This is a genomic window from Celeribacter baekdonensis, from assembly GCF_900102315.1.
Classification (GTDB): Bacteria; Pseudomonadota; Alphaproteobacteria; order Rhodobacterales; family Rhodobacteraceae; genus Celeribacter; species Celeribacter baekdonensis.
This window is the reverse complement of sequence record NZ_FNBL01000002.1, coordinates 241,352-258,000: the sequence shown is the minus strand read 5'-3', so window position 1 is coordinate 258,000 and position 16,649 is coordinate 241,352. Positions and strand designations below refer to the sequence as shown.

Sequence of the window (16,649 nt, the reverse complement as noted above, 5' to 3'; positions counted from 1 at the left end):
CTAATCACCTGTTTTTCATGAGTTTGCCAAGCGCTGTCTTGCCCGCAATCTCAGCTGTTCCAAAGGCACAGAGCGCCTTTGTATTGTTAGGATTGACACCGCGCGCCGACAGCATGTCGTCCGCCGCTTGTGCCAGTTGCGCAAGATAGGATTCGTCACGCAGCAAAATGATTTGAGCCGAGCCATACCCGGTCTCGTCGATATAGGCGACCATCTCAGCCGTCTGTTTTTTAAGCTGCGCCTTGCGCGGCGCAATCGTGTCACACTCTGAAATCAACCGGGTCGAAATCAGTGACTGAACCATGATCTCTTTGACCTTGGCATCCTCGGTGATCAGCTTTTGCGCCTGCGCCACTGCGGGCGCGGCCAAAAGCGCCATCGCGACCAAAGCAGCATGATATGTCAAACGCGCACTCATGATTTGTCCTTCAAAAATGACCCAATGATCGAGCCGCGTGCAATCTCCGATGCGCCAAAGGCACAAAGCCCCTCCGATGTGGTCGGGTCAAAGCCAGAGGCGCGAATATAGGCGGTTCCAAGGTCGCGAATGCGCGCCTCTTCGGCGTCGCTATCGACATAGGCGCGGATTTCATCGTCCGAATAGCCCAGGGCGGAGGCTCTGTTTTTCAGCCCCCACAGAAAGGACAGGCCTTTCATTTTCTTCACGTCGATGGTCGGGCATTCATCCGCGACCTCAATCGCGAGCCCTGCCCAAAGCATGTTTTGGTCAATCTCTTTGACCTCGCGCAGAGGCGGCAGATCGGCTGCGGCCACAGGTCCAGCGATCATGGGCCCCGCGATCAAGGCAAAGGCAAAAGCGATATGTTTGAAAGATGTCATCGGGTCACTCCGCGGCTATGGGCCGACAGCTTTTCGTTTTGAAAAGCGTGGCCTGCGTCAGATACGACCAGCCAAAGGCATGGTCGCTGTCCCCATGTGTGTCTTTGTAGGCAAGGCGTTCGAGCGCCTCGTCCAATGTGGGCTTGTGCCCTTTCTCGACAAACCACATCACAAAATGCTGTTTGCCCATGATCTCAAACCACTCTTGGCGGCGGTCATAAAATTGTTTGTGGACCGTATTAAAGACGAAGTTTTCCAAAGATTGGACATCTTCCCACACGGTCAGGTTGGAGACGAATTGCGCATCTCCGCCGATGGCGGTTTCGGTGTTTCCAGTGCCCGGTTCGCCCGAGCCCTCCATCATCCACACGAAACCCGGCATCCGTTTGCCAAGCCCGTTGATCCGGTCCAGCGCGCCCATGAACTCCGCCACGCGCGGATCATCGGTGGGCGCGATAAGACGCCCAACGTTGAGTTCTCCGATATGGTGGGTCGAGGTCATGGTCGGTTCAGTTCCAGTTCAGAATACCCGGGATGGTCCGGCGTTGAAGCCCGCCCTGATCCCAGAAAACATGTGCATGATTGTCTTGGTTGATCTGCATCGCCACCAGTTTGAAATTGCCCTGCGGCAAAAGCGATCCGGTCGCCACATCGAAGCGACGTCCATCCGGTTGCATGCAGCGGAAAGAGACGTTTCCGGTGTCCCCCTTGATCTTGTATTCGATCTCTTTCCCGGTCTTGAGCGACACGCGACCCGTGGTGCCAAAGACTTGACAGGTGGTGCCTTTCGGGAAGTGCCCGAAGTCGACGGTCAAGGTTACCGGCTCCGCAAAAGCAGGCGCCGCGAGACCGAGCGTCAGAAGGGAAAGAAGGGCGAGGCGTTTCATCACGTCACTTACTCCGCCGCCATGGCGCCCATGCGCCCGGTTTTCTTGGCTTTAATCCGGTCTTCGATCTCTTCGCGGTAGTGGCGGATGAGACCTTGGATCGGCCAGGCGGCGGCGTCGCCAAGCGCACAAATGGTGTGGCCTTCGACCTGTTTCGTGACATCAAGCAACATGTCGATCTCTTCGATCTCCGCATCACCCGTCACCAAACGATCCATGACGCGCATCATCCAACCCGTGCCTTCGCGGCAGGGCGTACATTGACCACAGCTCTCGTGTTTGAAAAACGACGCCAAGCGCCACACGGCTTTGATCACATCGACAGAGTTGTCCATGATGATCATACAGCCGGTGCCGAAAGAGGATTTATTCTCCCGCATCCAGTCGAAATCCATGATCGCGCCGTCAAGCGCATCTTTCGGCAAGATCGGGCAGGACGCCCCACCCGGAATGATGGCTTTGAGATTGTCCCAACCGCCGCGAATGCCACCACCGTGGCGTTCGATCAACTCGCGCACCGGCATGGACATCGAGTCCTCGAACACGCAAGGGGTGTTGACGTGGCCGGTGAGGGCAAACAATTTGGTGCCAACGTTGTTCGGACGTCCAAAGGACGAGAACCACTCCGCGCCGCGCCGCAGAATGGTCGGGACAACGGCAATTGATTCCACGTTGTTCACTGTGGTCGGGCACCCATAAAGACCCGCGCCCGCCGGGAAGGGCGGTTTCATCCGCGGCATGCCCTTTTTGCCCTCAAGGCTTTCGAGCAACGCGGTTTCTTCACCACAGATATAGGCCCCTGCCCCGTGGTGCAGGTAGACGTCGAAATCATAGCCGGATTTGCAGGCATTGCGACCGATCAGACCGGCATCATAGGCTTCATCAATCGCCGCCTGAAGCGCCTCACGTTCGCGGATATATTCGCCGCGAATGTAGATATACGCGGCACAAGCGCCCATGGCGAACCCGGCGATCAGCGCACCTTCGACCAGCGTATGCGGGTCGTGACGCATGATTTCGCGGTCCTTACAGGTCGCGGGTTCGGATTCATCGGCGTTGATGACCAAATAGGCCGGACGCCCGTCGGACTCTTTCGGCATAAACGACCATTTGAGACCCGTCGGGAAACCCGCACCGCCACGACCCCGCAGGCCGGAGGCCTTCATCTGGTCGATGATCCAATCCCGGCCATTGGCCATGATGCCAGCCGTGCCATCCCAGTGGCCACGCTTTTGCGCGCCCGCAAGGCTACGGTCATTCATGCCGTAGAGGTTGGTAAAGATCCGATCCTGATCCTTGAGCATAGCTCTCGTCCCTTCAGTCCTGCTGACGCCGGTCGCGCCAGATCTGATAAATCACCACAAACGCCCAGACAAATGCCGCGAGCGCTGCCAGATCGAGGAGAAAAACGAAACGCGTTTGCATCGCGAATTTCCCACCCAACCATTGCGCCCCGAGCCACACCAGCATCGTCACGGCGATCACCACGGAGACCATCCGTGCCTTCTTCGCCAATGCTTGGTCTTTATCGGGGGCCATATTTCTTCCTTAGTAGACGTCGCCCTTTTGGACGCGTTTCGAAAACTCTGTCTCGCCGCCTGCGGCAAGGATTTTGGCCTGTTCGGCCCATTTGCTCAGCTGTGCCGCCGAGGTGCCTTTGAGTGCCGCCCCCAGTTCTTCGATCTCGGCGGCACTCAAGGCCGCAACCTGGGCGAAGGTCACGATGCCACGTTCATGCAGTTGCACCTCGATCTTCGGCCCCACGCCTTTGATCGCTTTCAGGTCATCCGCACCATCGCCAGCAACAGCCACCTCGGCCACGGTCTCTGCGACTGGCTCAACGACCGTTTCGGCCACAGTTTCAACCGCAGGCTCATCCGCAACAGGCCTTGCCCGTTCCGAGGCGGCCGCCGCGGCTGAACGGACCTCGCGCGTGTCCGCCGCGTGATGCTCCACCGCAATCTCCGGTGCCGCAGACATCGGTTCATCGCCCACGGAAGTCGCCGCCATCAGGCCAGCCGTGGTCACATCCGCCTCAGGATGACCGTTGTCCACGGAACGCATTGTCTGCGTGTCCTCAGTCTCCGTGTCCTCATACCAGCCGATCCACAACAGGATCGCCACCAAAAGCGCCACAAGAACGCCAACGATCAAAGAGGCCGCCGTGGAATAGCCCGCAATCCACAACAGCGCCATAAAGGCCAAAACGCCTATGATGGCTGAAATCAGCCCAATCTTAAGGGTTTTCCCCGAAGTCGTCTCAGTCATCGCATCGCTCCTTTAATCCCTGTTGGTTCAATACCATACGGGCCTTTTGGCCTCTTAGGTCAGTCGTATTTGGCGCGTTTGGAAAACTCGGTGCTGCCGCCTGCCGCCAAAATCTTGGCTTGATCGACCCAACCGTCGCGCGCAATGCGGCCTTTGAATTTCAGGTTTTCATCGACCCATTCAATTTCCTCAGCGGTCCATTTGGCAATTTGGTCGAAATGCCAGAATCCCATGGCATTCAACGTTTCTTCCAATTTCGGGCCCACACCTTTGAGCATCTTGAGATCATCGGCCCCGGCTTTGCGCGGGGCTTTCATGGTGCGGGGTTTCTTTTGCGCGGGCGCGTCTGCCGCAGCGGCGTCAACCTTAGGCGCAACGTCTTTCGGCGCAGCTTTCGGGGCCGCCCTCTTCGCCTCGGCCACCTGTTGCACGGCGGATTTCGCCGGTGCTGCGGGTTTCGGCGGGGTCGGTTTTGATCCGCCTTTGGAAATCCACGGCGTCAACAGCGGCACTTCTGTGCCGTCGATGCGTTTGATCGTGTCGCCAATGTCCACTGCGCGCTGCACGGAGCCGTTGTACTGTGTGCCCGTGCCTTTGTACTCGGCCAAAGTCACCAATTCACCCGCAGGCTCAGAGGAGAAACGGCCAGTTTGAGAGCCGGGAAGCGGCACGTTGCCAGCGGCCATGTCGTCCAAGAGTTTGGAGAAATTCTCCGCCGTCAGGTCTTCATAATAGTCTTTGCCGATCTGAGCCATTGGCGCGTTGGCGCAAGCGCCCAGACATTCGACCTCTTCCCACGAAAACTTGCCATCGGCAGAGACCGTGTGCGGTTTGGGAGAGATTTTTTCTTTGCACACAGAGATGATGTCGCCAGAGCCACAAATCATACAGGTGGTGGTGCCACAGACCTGAATATGCGCCACCGAACCCACGGGCGCGAGTTGGAACATGAAATAGAAGGTCGCGACTTCGAGCACGCGAATATAGGGCATGCCCAACATATCCGCGACCGTTTCCAGCGCCGGTTTGGTCAACCAACCGGTCTGTTCCTGCGCCCGCCACAACAGCGGGATGACCGCAGAGGCCTGACGCCCTTCGGGATATTTCGCGATTTGGCCCTCGGCCCAGGCAAGGTTTGCCGGGGTGAATGCGAAAGAGGCCGGTTGTTCATGATAAAGACGGCGCAGCATTAGCGGTCGACCTCCCCAAACACGATGTCCATGGTGGCGATGAGAGCGGAGACGTCAGCCAATTGGTGACCTTTCGCCATATGATCCATCGCCTGCAAATGTAGATAGCCGGGCGCGCGCAGTTTGGCGCGGTAGGGTTTGTTGGTGCCGTCCGAGACCATATAGACCCCGAATTCGCCTTTGGGCGCTTCGACGGCGGCATACACTTCGCCCTCGGGCAATTTGAAACCCTCGGTGTAGAGTTTGAAGTGGTGGATGAGCGCCTCCATCGAGGTTTTCATCTCAGCCCGCTTTGGTGGAGTCAATTTGCCGCGCGCCAAAACATCGCCTTGGTTTTCCGGCAATTGCAGCAGGGCCACTGCCTGTTTGATGATCTTGGTCGACTCGTACATTTCCTGCATCCGGCACAGGTAACGATCATAGCAATCGCCATTGGTGCCGACCGGAATTTGGAAATCGAATTCGTCATAGCATTCGTATGGCTGTGCCCGGCGCAAATCCCACGCCATGCCAGAGCCGCGCACCATCACACCGGAAAAGCCCCAATCCAGCGCCTCTTGTTCGCAGATCACACCAATATCCACGGTCCGCTGTTTGAAAATCCGGTTTTCCGTCAGCAGGTAATGGATGTCGTCCAAAATTTTCGGGAAGTGATCGGCCCAGGCGTCAATATCCACCAAAAGCTCCGGCGGCAGGTCCTGATGCACGCCGCCGGGGCGGAAATAGGCGGAGTGCAGACGCGCACCACAGGCGCGCTCGTAAAAGATCATCAGCTTTTCGCGCTCTTCAAAGCCCCAAAGCGGCGGCGTCAAAGCGCCCACATCCATCGCGCCGGTGGTGGTGTTCAACAGGTGGTTGAGCACGCGGCCAATCTCGGAATAAAGCACCCGGATGAGCGAAGCGCGTCGCGGGATTTCGACACCTGCGAGACGCTCGATCGCCAAGCACCATGCATGTTCCTGATTCATCGGCGCCACATAGTCGAGGCGGTCGAGATACGGCAGGTTTTGCAAATAGGTGCGGCTTTCCATCAGCTTTTCGGTGCCGCGGTGCAACAACCCAATATGCGGGTCGGCGCGTTCCACAATCTCACCATCAAGCTCAAGCACCATCCGCAACACGCCGTGCGCAGCCGGGTGTTGGGGGCCAAAGTTGATGTTGAAATTGCGGATCTTTTGTTCGCCCGGTTGGGCGTCCCGCGAACCATCATCATAGGTATTTTGCCGGATGTCGCCGTCCATCATTCAGATCCTCGCCATATTCGCCTGCCACCGGGAAGGCAGCTGGCCAAATGTCTTTTCCACATAGGCGTATTGCGGGGCCAGAAATTCCGCCGCTTCACGCCGCTGCTTGTCACTCAGTTGCAGTTTCACGCCCTGATGGGCACGCAGTTCTTTTTTCACGGGTTTCTCCGCAATCCCCAAAAAGGCGCAGAGCGTCTTAAGCCCCTCGCCCGTCAAAAGGTCTTCGGTAAAGCCCACCAAAAGCTTGTCTTCGGGGACCGCGCGTTTGAGCTTTTCCGCGATCGCCACGTAATCGCCACGTGACGTAATTTGGGTTTCAAGCCCTTGTTTCACGACGCGGTTCATGATCCGGTGCGCCTTATCTGAGATTTGTTCACCGGGCTGTAGCTGGTGTATCGCCTGCATACGCACATGCGACCACAACCGCCCCACCGGGTCACGCATCAAAAAGACAAAGCGAACATCGGGCGCCATTTGCGCCATCCGTCGCAGCCGCTCCTCGGACAAAAGCGCATAGCCAGGCGTGATGTCACAAGCAACTTTGCGCTCGTCGAGTCCCTCCAGAAGGTAAGCGAGATACTCTTCCACCCCGTCTTCACCACGCTCCAACATGCTCATCACGGCGGCCACATCGGCAATCTGGCGTTGAATATTCAGGCTTTTCCACACATCCAGATCAGCTTCGGCCGCGGCCAGTTGCCGTTCGAGATCGGCCCGCCGTCGAGCTAAGGTTTTCAACTGATACTGATAAGTATCAAAGTCCACCGTGTCGAAATAGTGAATCTCTTTAATGGACCGCGCATAGACGTCCGGGTGATCGAGCAAATAGCGGTAAAGCGAGCTGGTGCCCGCTTTCGTCGCTCCCGCACATATCATAATCGCCGGATCGCCGCTCACGTCATGCTCCCTTCTCATCACCGGGAAGGATGTATTTGGCCCCTTCCCACGGAGAAAGGTTGTCAAACTGGCGATATTCCTGAACCAGAGACACCGGCTCATAGACCACGCGCTTGAGTTCATCGTCATAGCGCACTTCGGTGTAGCCGGTGGTTGGGAAATCCTTGCGCAGCGGGTAACCACGGAAACCGTAGTCCGTCAGGATGCGACGCAGATCCGGGTGACCGGAGAAAATGATCCCAAACATGTCGAACACTTCGCGCTCGAACCAACCTGCCGAAGGGTGAACGGAGATGATCGAGGGGATCGTCTCATCTTCGCGCACGGCCGTTTTGATCCGGATGCGGTGGTTTTGGTACATCGACAGGAAGTGATAAACCACGTCAAACCGCGCCTCGCGGCTCGGGTGATCCACCGCGGTGATGTCCACCAGCGAGGAGAATTTGCAGGTGCCGTCGAGTTGCAAAAACTCCACGAAATCCACAATCCCCGCCGGTGTCACCGTGATCGTCAATTCGCCAAAGGTGATCTCGGTCGAGAGCACATCCTCCGGGCGTTTCAATTCAATATGGGCGCCGAGTTCTTGAAGGGCTTCGCTCATCATCAATCTCCTTAGCGCGCAATCGTGCCAGTGCGGCGCATTTTGCGTTGCAACTGAAGGATGCCATACATCAACGCCTCAGCGGTCGGCGGGCAGCCCGGGACATAAATGTCGACGGGCACAATGCGGTCACAGCCACGTACAACCGAATAGCTATAATGATAATAGCCGCCGCCATTGGCGCAGGAGCCCATGGAAATCACATAGCGCGGCTCTGGCATCTGGTCATACACCTTGCGCAGCGCCGGGGCCATTTTATTGGTCAGGGTGCCCGCAACGATCATCAAATCAGACTGACGCGGAGAGGCGCGCGGTGCTGTGCCGTAACGCTCAAGGTCATAGCGCGGCATTGAGGTGTGCATCATCTCAACGGCGCAACAGGCCAAACCAAAGGTCATCCAGTGTAGCGAACCGGTGCGCGCCCAGTTGATGAGATCCTCGGTCGAGGTCAACAGAAAGCCTTTGTCCTGAAGCTCTTTGTTCAGCACTTGGGTGGAATTCTCTTTGTCCACGCCCGCGGTATTTGCAGAGGTCATCACGCCCATTCCAGCGCCCCTTTCTTCCATTCGTAGGCAAAGCCCACGGTCAGAACGCCCAAGAACACCATCATCGACCAAAAGCCGGTCATGCTCAGATCCTTAAAGGCGACGGCCCAGGGAAAGAGAAAGGCGATTTCGAGGTCAAAAATGATGAACAGGATCGACACAAGGTAGAACCTGACGTCGAACTTCATCCGCGCGTCGTCAAAGGCGTTAAAGCCACATTCATAGGCCGACACCTTTTCCGGGTCCGGGTTGCGTACGGCAATGATGAGGGCGGCGAAAATAAACACAAGACCCAGCGCAATGGCGAGGCCAAGGAAGATGACGATGGGGAGGTAGTCCCGAAGCAAAACGTCCACGTGCGGCTCCTTGATAGGCGCGCTTGCAGGTCTCTGAAAGTGGAGCGACCTCGGGCGCGCGGCAATGCTAGCTTGTCGTGGTTTAGCCCTCTGTGGCAGAGGGGTCAACCGAACCGAGGTGGAGAAAGCCCTTTGTTTCGAGGCCGCTGACAAGTTTTTTTGATCGAAATGCGGCTTGGGGCGATTTGTGGCGGGAAATTCAGCTTGCGCGCGATTCGAAGCGCTTTACCTTATCGTTTTACTCAGACATAAAGGCCGCATCCCCTCCAGAAAGATAGAGAGTGCCCCACCTCTATATGATGTGACCGCCTAAGTGCGCTCTGCGACCGCCGCCACCTCATCGCGAATGATCCGCGCCAGTGTCGCGCAATCCGCAAGCGAAAAGGTCAAAGGCAGGCGCATATCCACAATCGCCCGCAACACCCGATCACTGTCGGGCAAAGGCTGAGGATCAGCGTAGCGCCATGAATCATAGCGCGAGGTAAAGGCCACCGGCTCCGCCGCGCCAAACCATTTCAAATCCACACCGCGCCTGCCGCATCCCGCCACCACCGCTTCGATTTTGGCATCGGGCCAATCAAGCAAAAGGAATTGGATCGACGAGCCGACAAAGCTTTCTTGTTGCGGCCGCACAATTCGCGTCAGTCCCGGCACATCCGCCAGCCCGTCCTCAACCACCCGGTAGCGCGCGTTCCACTTGTCCACCTGAGAGGTCAGGTTTCGCAACTGCACCCGCAATATCGCCGCCCGCAAATGGTCCATTCGACCCGAGACATTCGGCGTGTCATATTTGACCTTTTCGAACATTTCAGCCGGCGGAGCGGCGGTATGTTTGGGGTACAACATGTACGAACCGGACAACATGATGGCGCGCGCCGCGATTTCATCCTCATCGGTGACGAGCAACCCGCCCTCCCCCGAATTGATGTGTTTATAGGTCTGGGTCGAATAGCAACCGATGATCCCGTGCCGCCCCGAGGGCACCCCATCCCAAGCCGCGCCCATCGTATGCGCGCAATCTTCAATCACCGCCACGCCCGCGCCGTTACAGATATACATCAGCGCATCCATATCCGCGATATGCCCGCGCATATGCGACAGCATCAAAACCTTGGCCCCGCTCTCCGAGATTTTCACCTGAAGATCATCGAGATCAATCACCAACCCCTCGGTGACGCCGACAAACACCGGACGCGCCCCGACAGAGGCAATCGCGCCGGGCACGGGGGCCAAGGTAAACGCATTGGTCAAAACCGGCTCCCCCGGCTGCACCTCAAGCGCGCGCAGGGCACAGCCCAAAGCATAACCGCCGGAGGCCACGGCGAGTGCGTATCTTGCCCCGGTGAAGGCGGCAAACTCCGCCTCCAAAAGCGCCACCTCGCCCGTCTCCCCCGGCAAAGTGTTGTAACGATGCAGCCGTCCCGAACGCATCACCGCCACCGCGGCCTCAATCGCCGCCTCCGGGATCGGCTCTTGTTGAGTGAAATTTCCGGTAAAGACCTCAGATGTCATCCGATCAACTCCTGTGTCACGCGGGCCAGATCATCATAGTGATGCAACAGCGCCTCAGGCGCCAACTCGCGCACCCCCTCCCCATCCGGGCCAAAGGTCACCAACGCGCAGGGCACGCCTGCGGCCCGCGCCGTTTTGCGATCCGTGTCGGTGTCCCCCACCAAAAAGCTCTGCGCCAAGACCCCGCCCGCCTCTGTCACAGCGGCAAGATACGGTTTGGGATCGGGTTTCGAGACCCCCACCGTTTTGGCGCCAATCATCGAGGCAAACAAATCGCGCACCCCCAAACGTGTGAGCAAACGATCCGCCAGATCTTCGGGCTTGTTGGTACAGATGCCCACCGCGTAGCCCTTTGATTTCAAACCCTCAATCGCGGCAACCGCGCCGGGATAAAGCATGGTGTGCACATCAATCGCCTCGCCATAAGCCGCCAGCAAAAGCGGATATTGCGCCATCACATCGGCCTCGGAAAATCCCGGCTGAACCCGCGAGAACCCAAGCGTGAGCATCGCGCGGCCACCGTGAAAGGCGGTGGACGCATCCGCCACAGGGTCCAACACATCGCCATGACCGAGCCCGCGAAAACAGGCATTGGCGGAGGCGATCAGATCGGCGGAGGTGTCCGCCAAGGTGCCGTCGAGATCGAAAATCACCGTGCGCATGGTCTCTCCCTGTGTCTCTTTTTGCTGTCGCAACTCCGACCTGTTCACCCCGCTTTGGCAAACTGTCGCGCATCGCTGTAATGTGGCGTCAAAATAAGTGAAGCGGTTTCACCGCAACTGGCCTTGCGGCCCTCTCTCCCATGGGTAAAACGACAGACAGATAAAGAAAAGAGCAGATCGGGACCCAAATCACATGGCCACAGCCCTCATTCTTTTGGCCGCAGGCCAAGGCACGCGGATGAACTCCGACCTCCCCAAGGTCTTGCACCCCATCGGCAACGCGCCGATGTTTGCCCATGCGCTGGCCTCTGGTGCCGCATTGGACCCCGCGCGCACGGTGGTCGTGGTGGGGCACGGCGGTGATCAGGTCGCCCGCGAAGCGCATAAGATTGACGAGGACATCCTCATCGCCCGCCAAGACGAACAACAGGGCACCGCCCATGCGGTCTTGCAGGCAAAGGAGGCTTTGGATGGGTTCGAGGGCGACGTCTTCATCCTCTATGGCGACACGCCTTTTGTGTCTGAAGACACGATCTTGCGCATGGCCGAAGCCCGCCGAACCCATGACGTTGTGGTGCTGGGCTTTGAGGCCGCTGATCCGGGTCGGTATGGGCGCTTGGTGATGGTCGGTGACAAGCTGACCCGCATTGTTGAATATAAAGACGCCACAGAATCCGAGCGCGCGATCACCCTGTGCAACTCCGGGCTGCTCGCCGCAGACGCTAACGTGTTGTTTGACCTGTTGGACCAGGTCGGCAATGACAATGCGGCGGGGGAATATTACCTGCCCGACATTATTGAAATCGCTTGGAAATCCGGGCGGACAGCCACCGCCGTCTCTTGCGCCGAAACCGAAACCTTGGGCGTCAACACCCGCACTGAGCTGGCCCGCGCCGATGGCATTTTCCAAGCCGCCAAACGCGCAGAGGCCCTGGAGAATGGCGTCACTTTGATGGCCCCTGAGACGGTGTTTTTCTCACTCGACACCTATCTGGGTCGGGACGCCGTGATTGAACCGAATGTGATCTTTGGCCCCGGCGTGACGGTCGAAAGCACTGCGCGCATCCGGGCGTTCAGCCACCTTGAAGGCTGTCATGTGTCGATGGGGGCCACCGTCGGCCCCTATGCCCGGCTGCGCCCCGGCGCGGAACTGGCGAACAACGCCCATATCGGCAATTTCGTTGAAATTAAAAACGCCCAGATTGGCGAAGGCACCAAGGTCAATCACCTCAGCTACATTGGTGATGCCGACATCGGCGATGGCACCAACATCGGCGCTGGCACGATCACCTGTAACTATGACGGCGTGTTCAAACACCGCACCACGGTGGGGCGCGACGCCTTTATCGGCTCCAACACCATGCTGGTCGCCCCGGTCACCGTGGGCCATGAGGCAATGACGGCAAGCGGATCTGTGATCACCTCTGACGTGCCGAACGGCGCCTTGGCAATTGGGCGCGCCAAGCAAGTGAACAAACCGATGTTGGCGGTGCGAATGTTCGAAAAGTTAAAGTCTCTCAAAGCTAAAAAGCAAAAAGGGCAGTAAAATGTGCGGTATTGTCGGTATTTTGGGAAATCACGAAGCCGCCCCGATCCTTGTCGAGGCGCTCAAACGGCTGGAATATCGCGGCTATGACAGCGCCGGGATTGCCACCGTTCACAACGGTCATCTTGATCGGCGGCGGGCGGTGGGCAAGCTGGTGAACCTGTCGGATTTGCTGGTGCATGAACCATTGGCGGGCAAGGCCGGGATCGGCCATACGCGGTGGGCCACCCATGGCGCACCCTCGGTGACCAATGCCCATCCGCACAAAGCCGGGCCTGTGGCGGTGGTGCACAACGGGATCATCGAAAATTTCCGTGAGTTGCGTGCAGAACTCGCCACCAAGGGCTATGATTTCGTCACCCAGACCGACACGGAAACCGTTGCCCTTTTGGCGCAAAGCCATGTTGAGGCGGGCCTGTCGCCCGTAGAGGCCGCCATGGCGACGATTGACGCGCTTGAGGGCGCATTTGCGCTGTGTTTCCTGTTTGACGGCGAAGAGGATCTTTTGGTTGCCGCGCGCAAGGGCTCGCCTTTGGCCATCGGTCACGGCAAAGGCGAAAATTTTGTCGGCTCTGACGCGATTGCCTTGGCCCAGATGACCGATCAAATCACCTATCTGGACGAAGGTGACCGCGCGGTGATCACCCGCGAGAGCGTGTCGATTTTTGACGCCACCGGCGCACAGGTCCAACGTGAGCGCCGCACCATCGCCATGGACGCCGCACGGATTGAGAAAGCCGGGCACAAACATTTCATGGCGAAAGAAATCGCCGAACAACCGACCGTGATCGCGGAGGCGCTGTCCTACTACCTGTCGCAAGACGGGGCGGGCATCACCCTCCCCAATCCGGGGCTTGATTTTGCCCAATATGACCGCATTGTGATGGTCGCCTGCGGCACTGCGTTTTACGCCTGTTACACCGCGAAATATTGGTTTGAACAGGTGGCGCGCCTGCCGGTTGAGATCGACGTGGCGTCGGAATTCCGCTACCGCGAACCGCCTGTCTCCCCCAACACTTTGGCAATTTTCGTCAGCCAATCGGGCGAAACCGCCGACACTTTGGCGGCCCTGCGCTATATGAAGGGCAAGGCCAAAACCATCCTATCGGTGGTCAACGTGGCGGAAAGTTCGATTGCGCGCGAAAGCGATATGGCGCTGCCGATCCTGGCCGGTGTCGAGATCGGCGTGGCCTCGACCAAAGCGTTTTCCTGCCAGTTGACGGTCCTCGCACTTTTGGCGCTTGAGGCGGCCCGCGCACGCGGCGAAATGAGTGCTGACACGCTGGCCGCACGGCTGTCTGAGTTGCGCACATTGCCGGGGCTTTTGACCCGTGCCTTGGATCTGGATGAGACATTGAACGCGGTGTCAAACGAACTGTCCGAGGCGAAGGATGTGTTGTTTCTGGGACGCGGGATGATGTTTCCTCTGGCTCTGGAGGGTGCATTAAAACTCAAAGAAATCAGTTACATTCACGCTGAAGGTTACGCATCAGGCGAATTGAAACACGGCCCCATCGCGCTCATCGACAGCCACACCCCGGTGATCGTCTTCGCCCCGCATGACGCCTTGTTCGACAAGACCGTGTCGAACATGCAAGAGGTCATGGCGCGCGGCGGCAAAGTGTTGTTGGTGTCGGACAAAAAGGGACTTGAGGTGGCGCGCGAGGGCGTGTGGCAAACGGTGCAAATGCCCGAAGTGCCAGATATTTTTGCCCCGATCCTCTATGCCATCCCGGCGCAATTGATCGCCTATCACACGGCGGTGGCCAAGGGCACGGATGTGGATCAACCGCGCAATTTGGCGAAATCTGTGACCGTGGAGTAACCGCAAAATGTCGGATCAGTTCCCCACCATCAGTGACGAGCACCGCGCCTTTATCGAAGCGCAGCACCTGTATTTCGTCGGCACAGCGGCGCCTGAGGGTCGGGTCAATGTCTCGCCCAAGGGCATGGACAGCCTGCGCGTTATGGGACCAAACCGGATCGTTTGGATGAATTACACCGGGTCTGGCAATGAGACGGCGGGGCATTTGGTGCGGGCGGACCGGATGACGCTTATGTGGTGTTCATTTGAGAAAAAACCGCTGATCCTGCGCGCCTATGGCACCGCCCGCGCGGTGCATATGACCGACCCCGATTGGCAGGAAATGGCCGCGCTGTTTACGGTGGAACCGCATACGCGGCAATTCTGTGACATGACGGTCGATTTGGTGCAAAGCTCCTGTGGCTTTGCCGTGCCGTTTATGACATTTGACAAAGACCGCCCGGTGCTCAGCCAATGGGGACAGACGCGGGGCAAAGACTATATTCATGACTATTGGCGTCGCAAAAACACGCAAACGATTGACGGGTTTGACACCGACATCCTGCGCCTCAATTTGGGAGAAGATCAATGACGCCACAGGACGCAATGAGCGCGCTGAACGCCACCGCAGACCCCACCCGCGCCGCCGATTTGGTCACGCGGTTTGGTGAGGGCACGTACCTTGGCGTTGCCCCCGCAGCCCTCGAAGAGATGGCGCGCGACTGGCGTCAGGCGGTGGCGTTTCCTGCGCGGCTTGATCTGACGCGCGGGCTTTGGGCCACGGGCGTGTTTGATGCACAACTGATGGCGGCCAAGCTTTTGACACAGGCTCGGATCAAAGACGATGCCGAGATTTGGGCGCAGATATGTGACTGGCTGGATCAGGCTACGACATGGCCGATCATAGACGCGCTGTCCGCCGCCGGCGGTCGTCGCATCGTGGTGGATCTGTCCAAAATGGACAAGGTGCACGCCTTGGTCCAATCCGAACGTGGTCTGGATCGCCGCGCCGCTTTGATGTTGTCCATGCCCTTGGCGAAACTGGCCCACCCGACGGATGCGGAAAAACTGGCCATTGATGACGTGCTGTTTTGGCTGACCTATGCGCTGCAAGATGCCGACAAAGACGTGTCGCGCACCGCCGAAACATGGCTGAAAAGCCTTGGCAAACACGATGTCAAACGGGCGAAGATGGTGCGGCGTGTGGTTCAAAGCCGCGCGAGCGACAGCTAATGCCCTTGGCAGAACCCGGCACGCGCCCTAAATAGTCTGACATGTCCAACGCCCTCGCCCCACGCCTCATCGACCCATTTGCCCGCGCGATCACCTATCTGCGGGTGTCGGTGACGGATCGGTGCGATTTCCGCTGTGTCTATTGCATGTCGGAAAACATGACGTTTCTGCCGAAAAAAGAATTGCTCACGCTCGAAGAGTTGGACCGGATGTGTTCGACCTTCATCGGCTTGGGGGTCGAAAAACTTCGGATCACCGGCGGCGAACCTTTGGTGCGGCGCGGGATCATGACGTTTTTCGACGCAATGTCACGGCATTTGGACAGCGGCGCGTTGAAAGAGCTGACCGTGACCACCAACGGCTCACAGCTCGACCGTTTTGCCAGCGATCTTTATGCGGCGGGCGTGCGGCGCATAAATGTTTCGCTCGACACACTCGATGCGGCGAAATTTGAACGCGTGACGCGCTGGGGCAAGCTCGACAAAGTGCTGTCGGGCATCGACGCCGCGCGCAAGGCGGGGCTACGGGTCAAGATCAACACCGTGGCGCTCAAGGGCTTTAACGAAGACGAGTTGTTCGCCCTCACCGACTGGTGCGCCCGCGAGGACATGGACCTGACCTTTATCGAGGTCATGCCGATGGGCGATTTGGGCAATGAGGATCGGGTGGGCCAATATTGGGCCTTGGACGATCTGCGCGCACAGCTTGCAACAAAGTTTACCCTCACCGATCTGGCGGAACGCACGGGCGGGCCGGCGCGCTATATTCGGCTTGAGGAAACTGGCCAAAAGATCGGGTTGATCACGCCTTTGACCCATAATTTCTGCGAAAGCTGCAACCGGGTGCGAATGACCTGCACCGGCGAATTGTACATGTGTCTGGGCCAGGAGGACAACGCCTCTCTGCGTGACATTCTGCGCGCCTCGCCTGAAGATGACGCGCCTTTGATCAAAGCTATCGAGGCCGCAATCCTGCGCAAACCCAAAGGCCATGACTTTGATTATTCACGCCAAAAGGCGGATGGTCAGGTCTCGCGCCACATGTCGCACACGGGTGGGTGAGCT

20 protein-coding genes are annotated in these 16,649 nt (G+C 58.2%); 5 read left to right on the top strand and 15 right to left on the bottom strand.

Features of this window, described 5'->3' with window-relative positions; all coding sequences use genetic code 11:
* Nucleotides 1–4: 4 nt before the first annotated feature.
* The 15 genes from BLT54_RS05425 to BLT54_RS05355 all read right to left on the bottom strand — a co-directional run bounded on the left by BLT54_RS05425 (nucleotide 5) and on the right by BLT54_RS05355 (nucleotide 11,002).
* A complete protein-coding gene (locus BLT54_RS05425; RefSeq protein WP_074642018.1) occupies nucleotides 5–418 on the bottom strand; it encodes a DUF5333 domain-containing protein in 414 nt (137 codons plus the stop codon).
* Nucleotides 415–840, bottom strand: coding sequence for a DUF5333 domain-containing protein (locus BLT54_RS05420; RefSeq protein WP_074642015.1), 426 nt, complete (start codon nucleotides 838–840; stop codon nucleotides 415–417). Before BLT54_RS05420 ends, BLT54_RS05425 begins: the two co-directional genes overlap by 4 nt.
* A gap of 4 nt (nucleotides 841–844) precedes the next feature.
* On the bottom strand, nucleotides 845–1,342 hold the full coding sequence (locus BLT54_RS05415; protein ID WP_074642012.1) for a DUF3291 domain-containing protein: 498 nt from the start codon (nucleotides 1,340–1,342) through the stop codon (nucleotides 845–847).
* Between the two features lie 7 nt (nucleotides 1,343–1,349).
* Nucleotides 1,350–1,727 carry a hypothetical protein gene (locus BLT54_RS05410; RefSeq protein WP_074642010.1) on the bottom strand — a complete coding sequence of 126 codons (378 nt, stop codon included), beginning with the start codon at nucleotides 1,725–1,727 and terminating at the stop codon, nucleotides 1,350–1,352.
* A gap of 8 nt (nucleotides 1,728–1,735) precedes the next feature.
* Nucleotides 1,736–3,031 carry an NADH-quinone oxidoreductase subunit NuoF gene (gene nuoF / locus BLT54_RS05405; protein WP_074642007.1) on the bottom strand — a complete coding sequence of 432 codons (1,296 nt, stop codon included), beginning with the start codon at nucleotides 3,029–3,031 and terminating at the stop codon, nucleotides 1,736–1,738.
* Nucleotides 3,032–3,044: 13 nt separating this feature from the next.
* Nucleotides 3,045–3,266, bottom strand: a complete 222-nt coding sequence (locus BLT54_RS05400; protein ID WP_009570864.1) for a DUF5337 domain-containing protein — start codon at nucleotides 3,264–3,266, stop codon at nucleotides 3,045–3,047.
* A gap of 9 nt (nucleotides 3,267–3,275) precedes the next feature.
* The gene (locus tag BLT54_RS05395; protein WP_074642004.1) at nucleotides 3,276–3,995 is read right to left on the bottom strand and encodes a helix-hairpin-helix domain-containing protein; all 720 of its coding nucleotides are present in this window, start codon (nucleotides 3,993–3,995) and stop codon (nucleotides 3,276–3,278) included.
* Nucleotides 3,996–4,054: 59 nt separating this feature from the next.
* On the bottom strand, nucleotides 4,055–5,185 hold the full coding sequence (locus tag BLT54_RS05390) for an NADH-quinone oxidoreductase subunit E (RefSeq protein WP_074642002.1): 1,131 nt from the start codon (nucleotides 5,183–5,185) through the stop codon (nucleotides 4,055–4,057).
* Entirely contained in the window at nucleotides 5,185–6,429 is a 1,245-nt protein-coding gene (locus BLT54_RS05385) for an NADH-quinone oxidoreductase subunit D (protein WP_074641999.1), read from the bottom strand. Before BLT54_RS05385 ends, BLT54_RS05390 begins: the two co-directional genes overlap by 1 nt.
* The gene (locus BLT54_RS05380; RefSeq protein ID WP_176832829.1) at nucleotides 6,430–7,326 is read right to left on the bottom strand and encodes a sulfotransferase; all 897 of its coding nucleotides are present in this window, start codon (nucleotides 7,324–7,326) and stop codon (nucleotides 6,430–6,432) included. It abuts the gene before it with no gap.
* 1 nt (nucleotide 7,327) lies between these two features.
* On the bottom strand, nucleotides 7,328–7,927 hold the full coding sequence (locus BLT54_RS05375) for an NADH-quinone oxidoreductase subunit C (RefSeq protein WP_074641995.1): 600 nt from the start codon (nucleotides 7,925–7,927) through the stop codon (nucleotides 7,328–7,330).
* Between the two features lie 11 nt (nucleotides 7,928–7,938).
* Nucleotides 7,939–8,472, bottom strand: coding sequence for a NuoB/complex I 20 kDa subunit family protein (locus BLT54_RS05370; RefSeq protein WP_009570870.1), 534 nt, complete (start codon nucleotides 8,470–8,472; stop codon nucleotides 7,939–7,941).
* A complete protein-coding gene (locus tag BLT54_RS05365) occupies nucleotides 8,463–8,828 on the bottom strand; it encodes an NADH-quinone oxidoreductase subunit A (RefSeq protein WP_009570871.1) in 366 nt (121 codons plus the stop codon). Before BLT54_RS05365 ends, BLT54_RS05370 begins: the two co-directional genes overlap by 10 nt.
* A 309-nt stretch (nucleotides 8,829–9,137) precedes the next feature.
* The gene (locus BLT54_RS05360) at nucleotides 9,138–10,340 is read right to left on the bottom strand and encodes a DegT/DnrJ/EryC1/StrS family aminotransferase (protein WP_074641994.1); all 1,203 of its coding nucleotides are present in this window, start codon (nucleotides 10,338–10,340) and stop codon (nucleotides 9,138–9,140) included.
* A complete protein-coding gene (locus BLT54_RS05355) occupies nucleotides 10,337–11,002 on the bottom strand; it encodes an HAD-IA family hydrolase (protein ID WP_074641993.1) in 666 nt (221 codons plus the stop codon). Before BLT54_RS05355 ends, BLT54_RS05360 begins: the two co-directional genes overlap by 4 nt.
* A gap of 193 nt (nucleotides 11,003–11,195) precedes the next feature.
* Here BLT54_RS05355 and glmU point away from each other — a divergent pair, with 193 nt between their 5' ends.
* From glmU to moaA, 5 genes are read left to right on the top strand one after another with little or no spacing between them, the layout of a single operon-like run.
* A complete protein-coding gene (glmU, locus tag BLT54_RS05350) occupies nucleotides 11,196–12,548 on the top strand; it encodes a bifunctional UDP-N-acetylglucosamine diphosphorylase/glucosamine-1-phosphate N-acetyltransferase GlmU (RefSeq protein WP_074641991.1) in 1,353 nt (450 codons plus the stop codon).
* 1 nt (nucleotide 12,549) lies between these two features.
* Nucleotides 12,550–14,373: a glutamine--fructose-6-phosphate transaminase (isomerizing) gene (gene glmS, locus BLT54_RS05345; protein WP_074641989.1), complete on the top strand. Its 1,824-nt coding sequence runs from the start codon at nucleotides 12,550–12,552 to the stop codon at nucleotides 14,371–14,373.
* 7 nt (nucleotides 14,374–14,380) lie between these two features.
* Nucleotides 14,381–14,944 carry a pyridoxamine 5'-phosphate oxidase family protein gene (locus BLT54_RS05340; RefSeq protein WP_074641987.1) on the top strand — a complete coding sequence of 188 codons (564 nt, stop codon included), beginning with the start codon at nucleotides 14,381–14,383 and terminating at the stop codon, nucleotides 14,942–14,944.
* Nucleotides 14,941–15,585 (top strand): DNA alkylation repair protein, encoded by a 645-nt coding sequence (locus tag BLT54_RS05335; RefSeq protein ID WP_083351700.1) that lies wholly within the window; start codon nucleotides 14,941–14,943, stop codon nucleotides 15,583–15,585. Before BLT54_RS05340 ends, BLT54_RS05335 begins: the two co-directional genes overlap by 4 nt.
* A gap of 41 nt (nucleotides 15,586–15,626) precedes the next feature.
* Nucleotides 15,627–16,646 carry a GTP 3',8-cyclase MoaA gene (gene moaA, locus BLT54_RS05330; RefSeq protein WP_074641983.1) on the top strand — a complete coding sequence of 340 codons (1,020 nt, stop codon included), beginning with the start codon at nucleotides 15,627–15,629 and terminating at the stop codon, nucleotides 16,644–16,646.
* Nucleotides 16,647–16,649 lie beyond the last annotated feature (3 nt).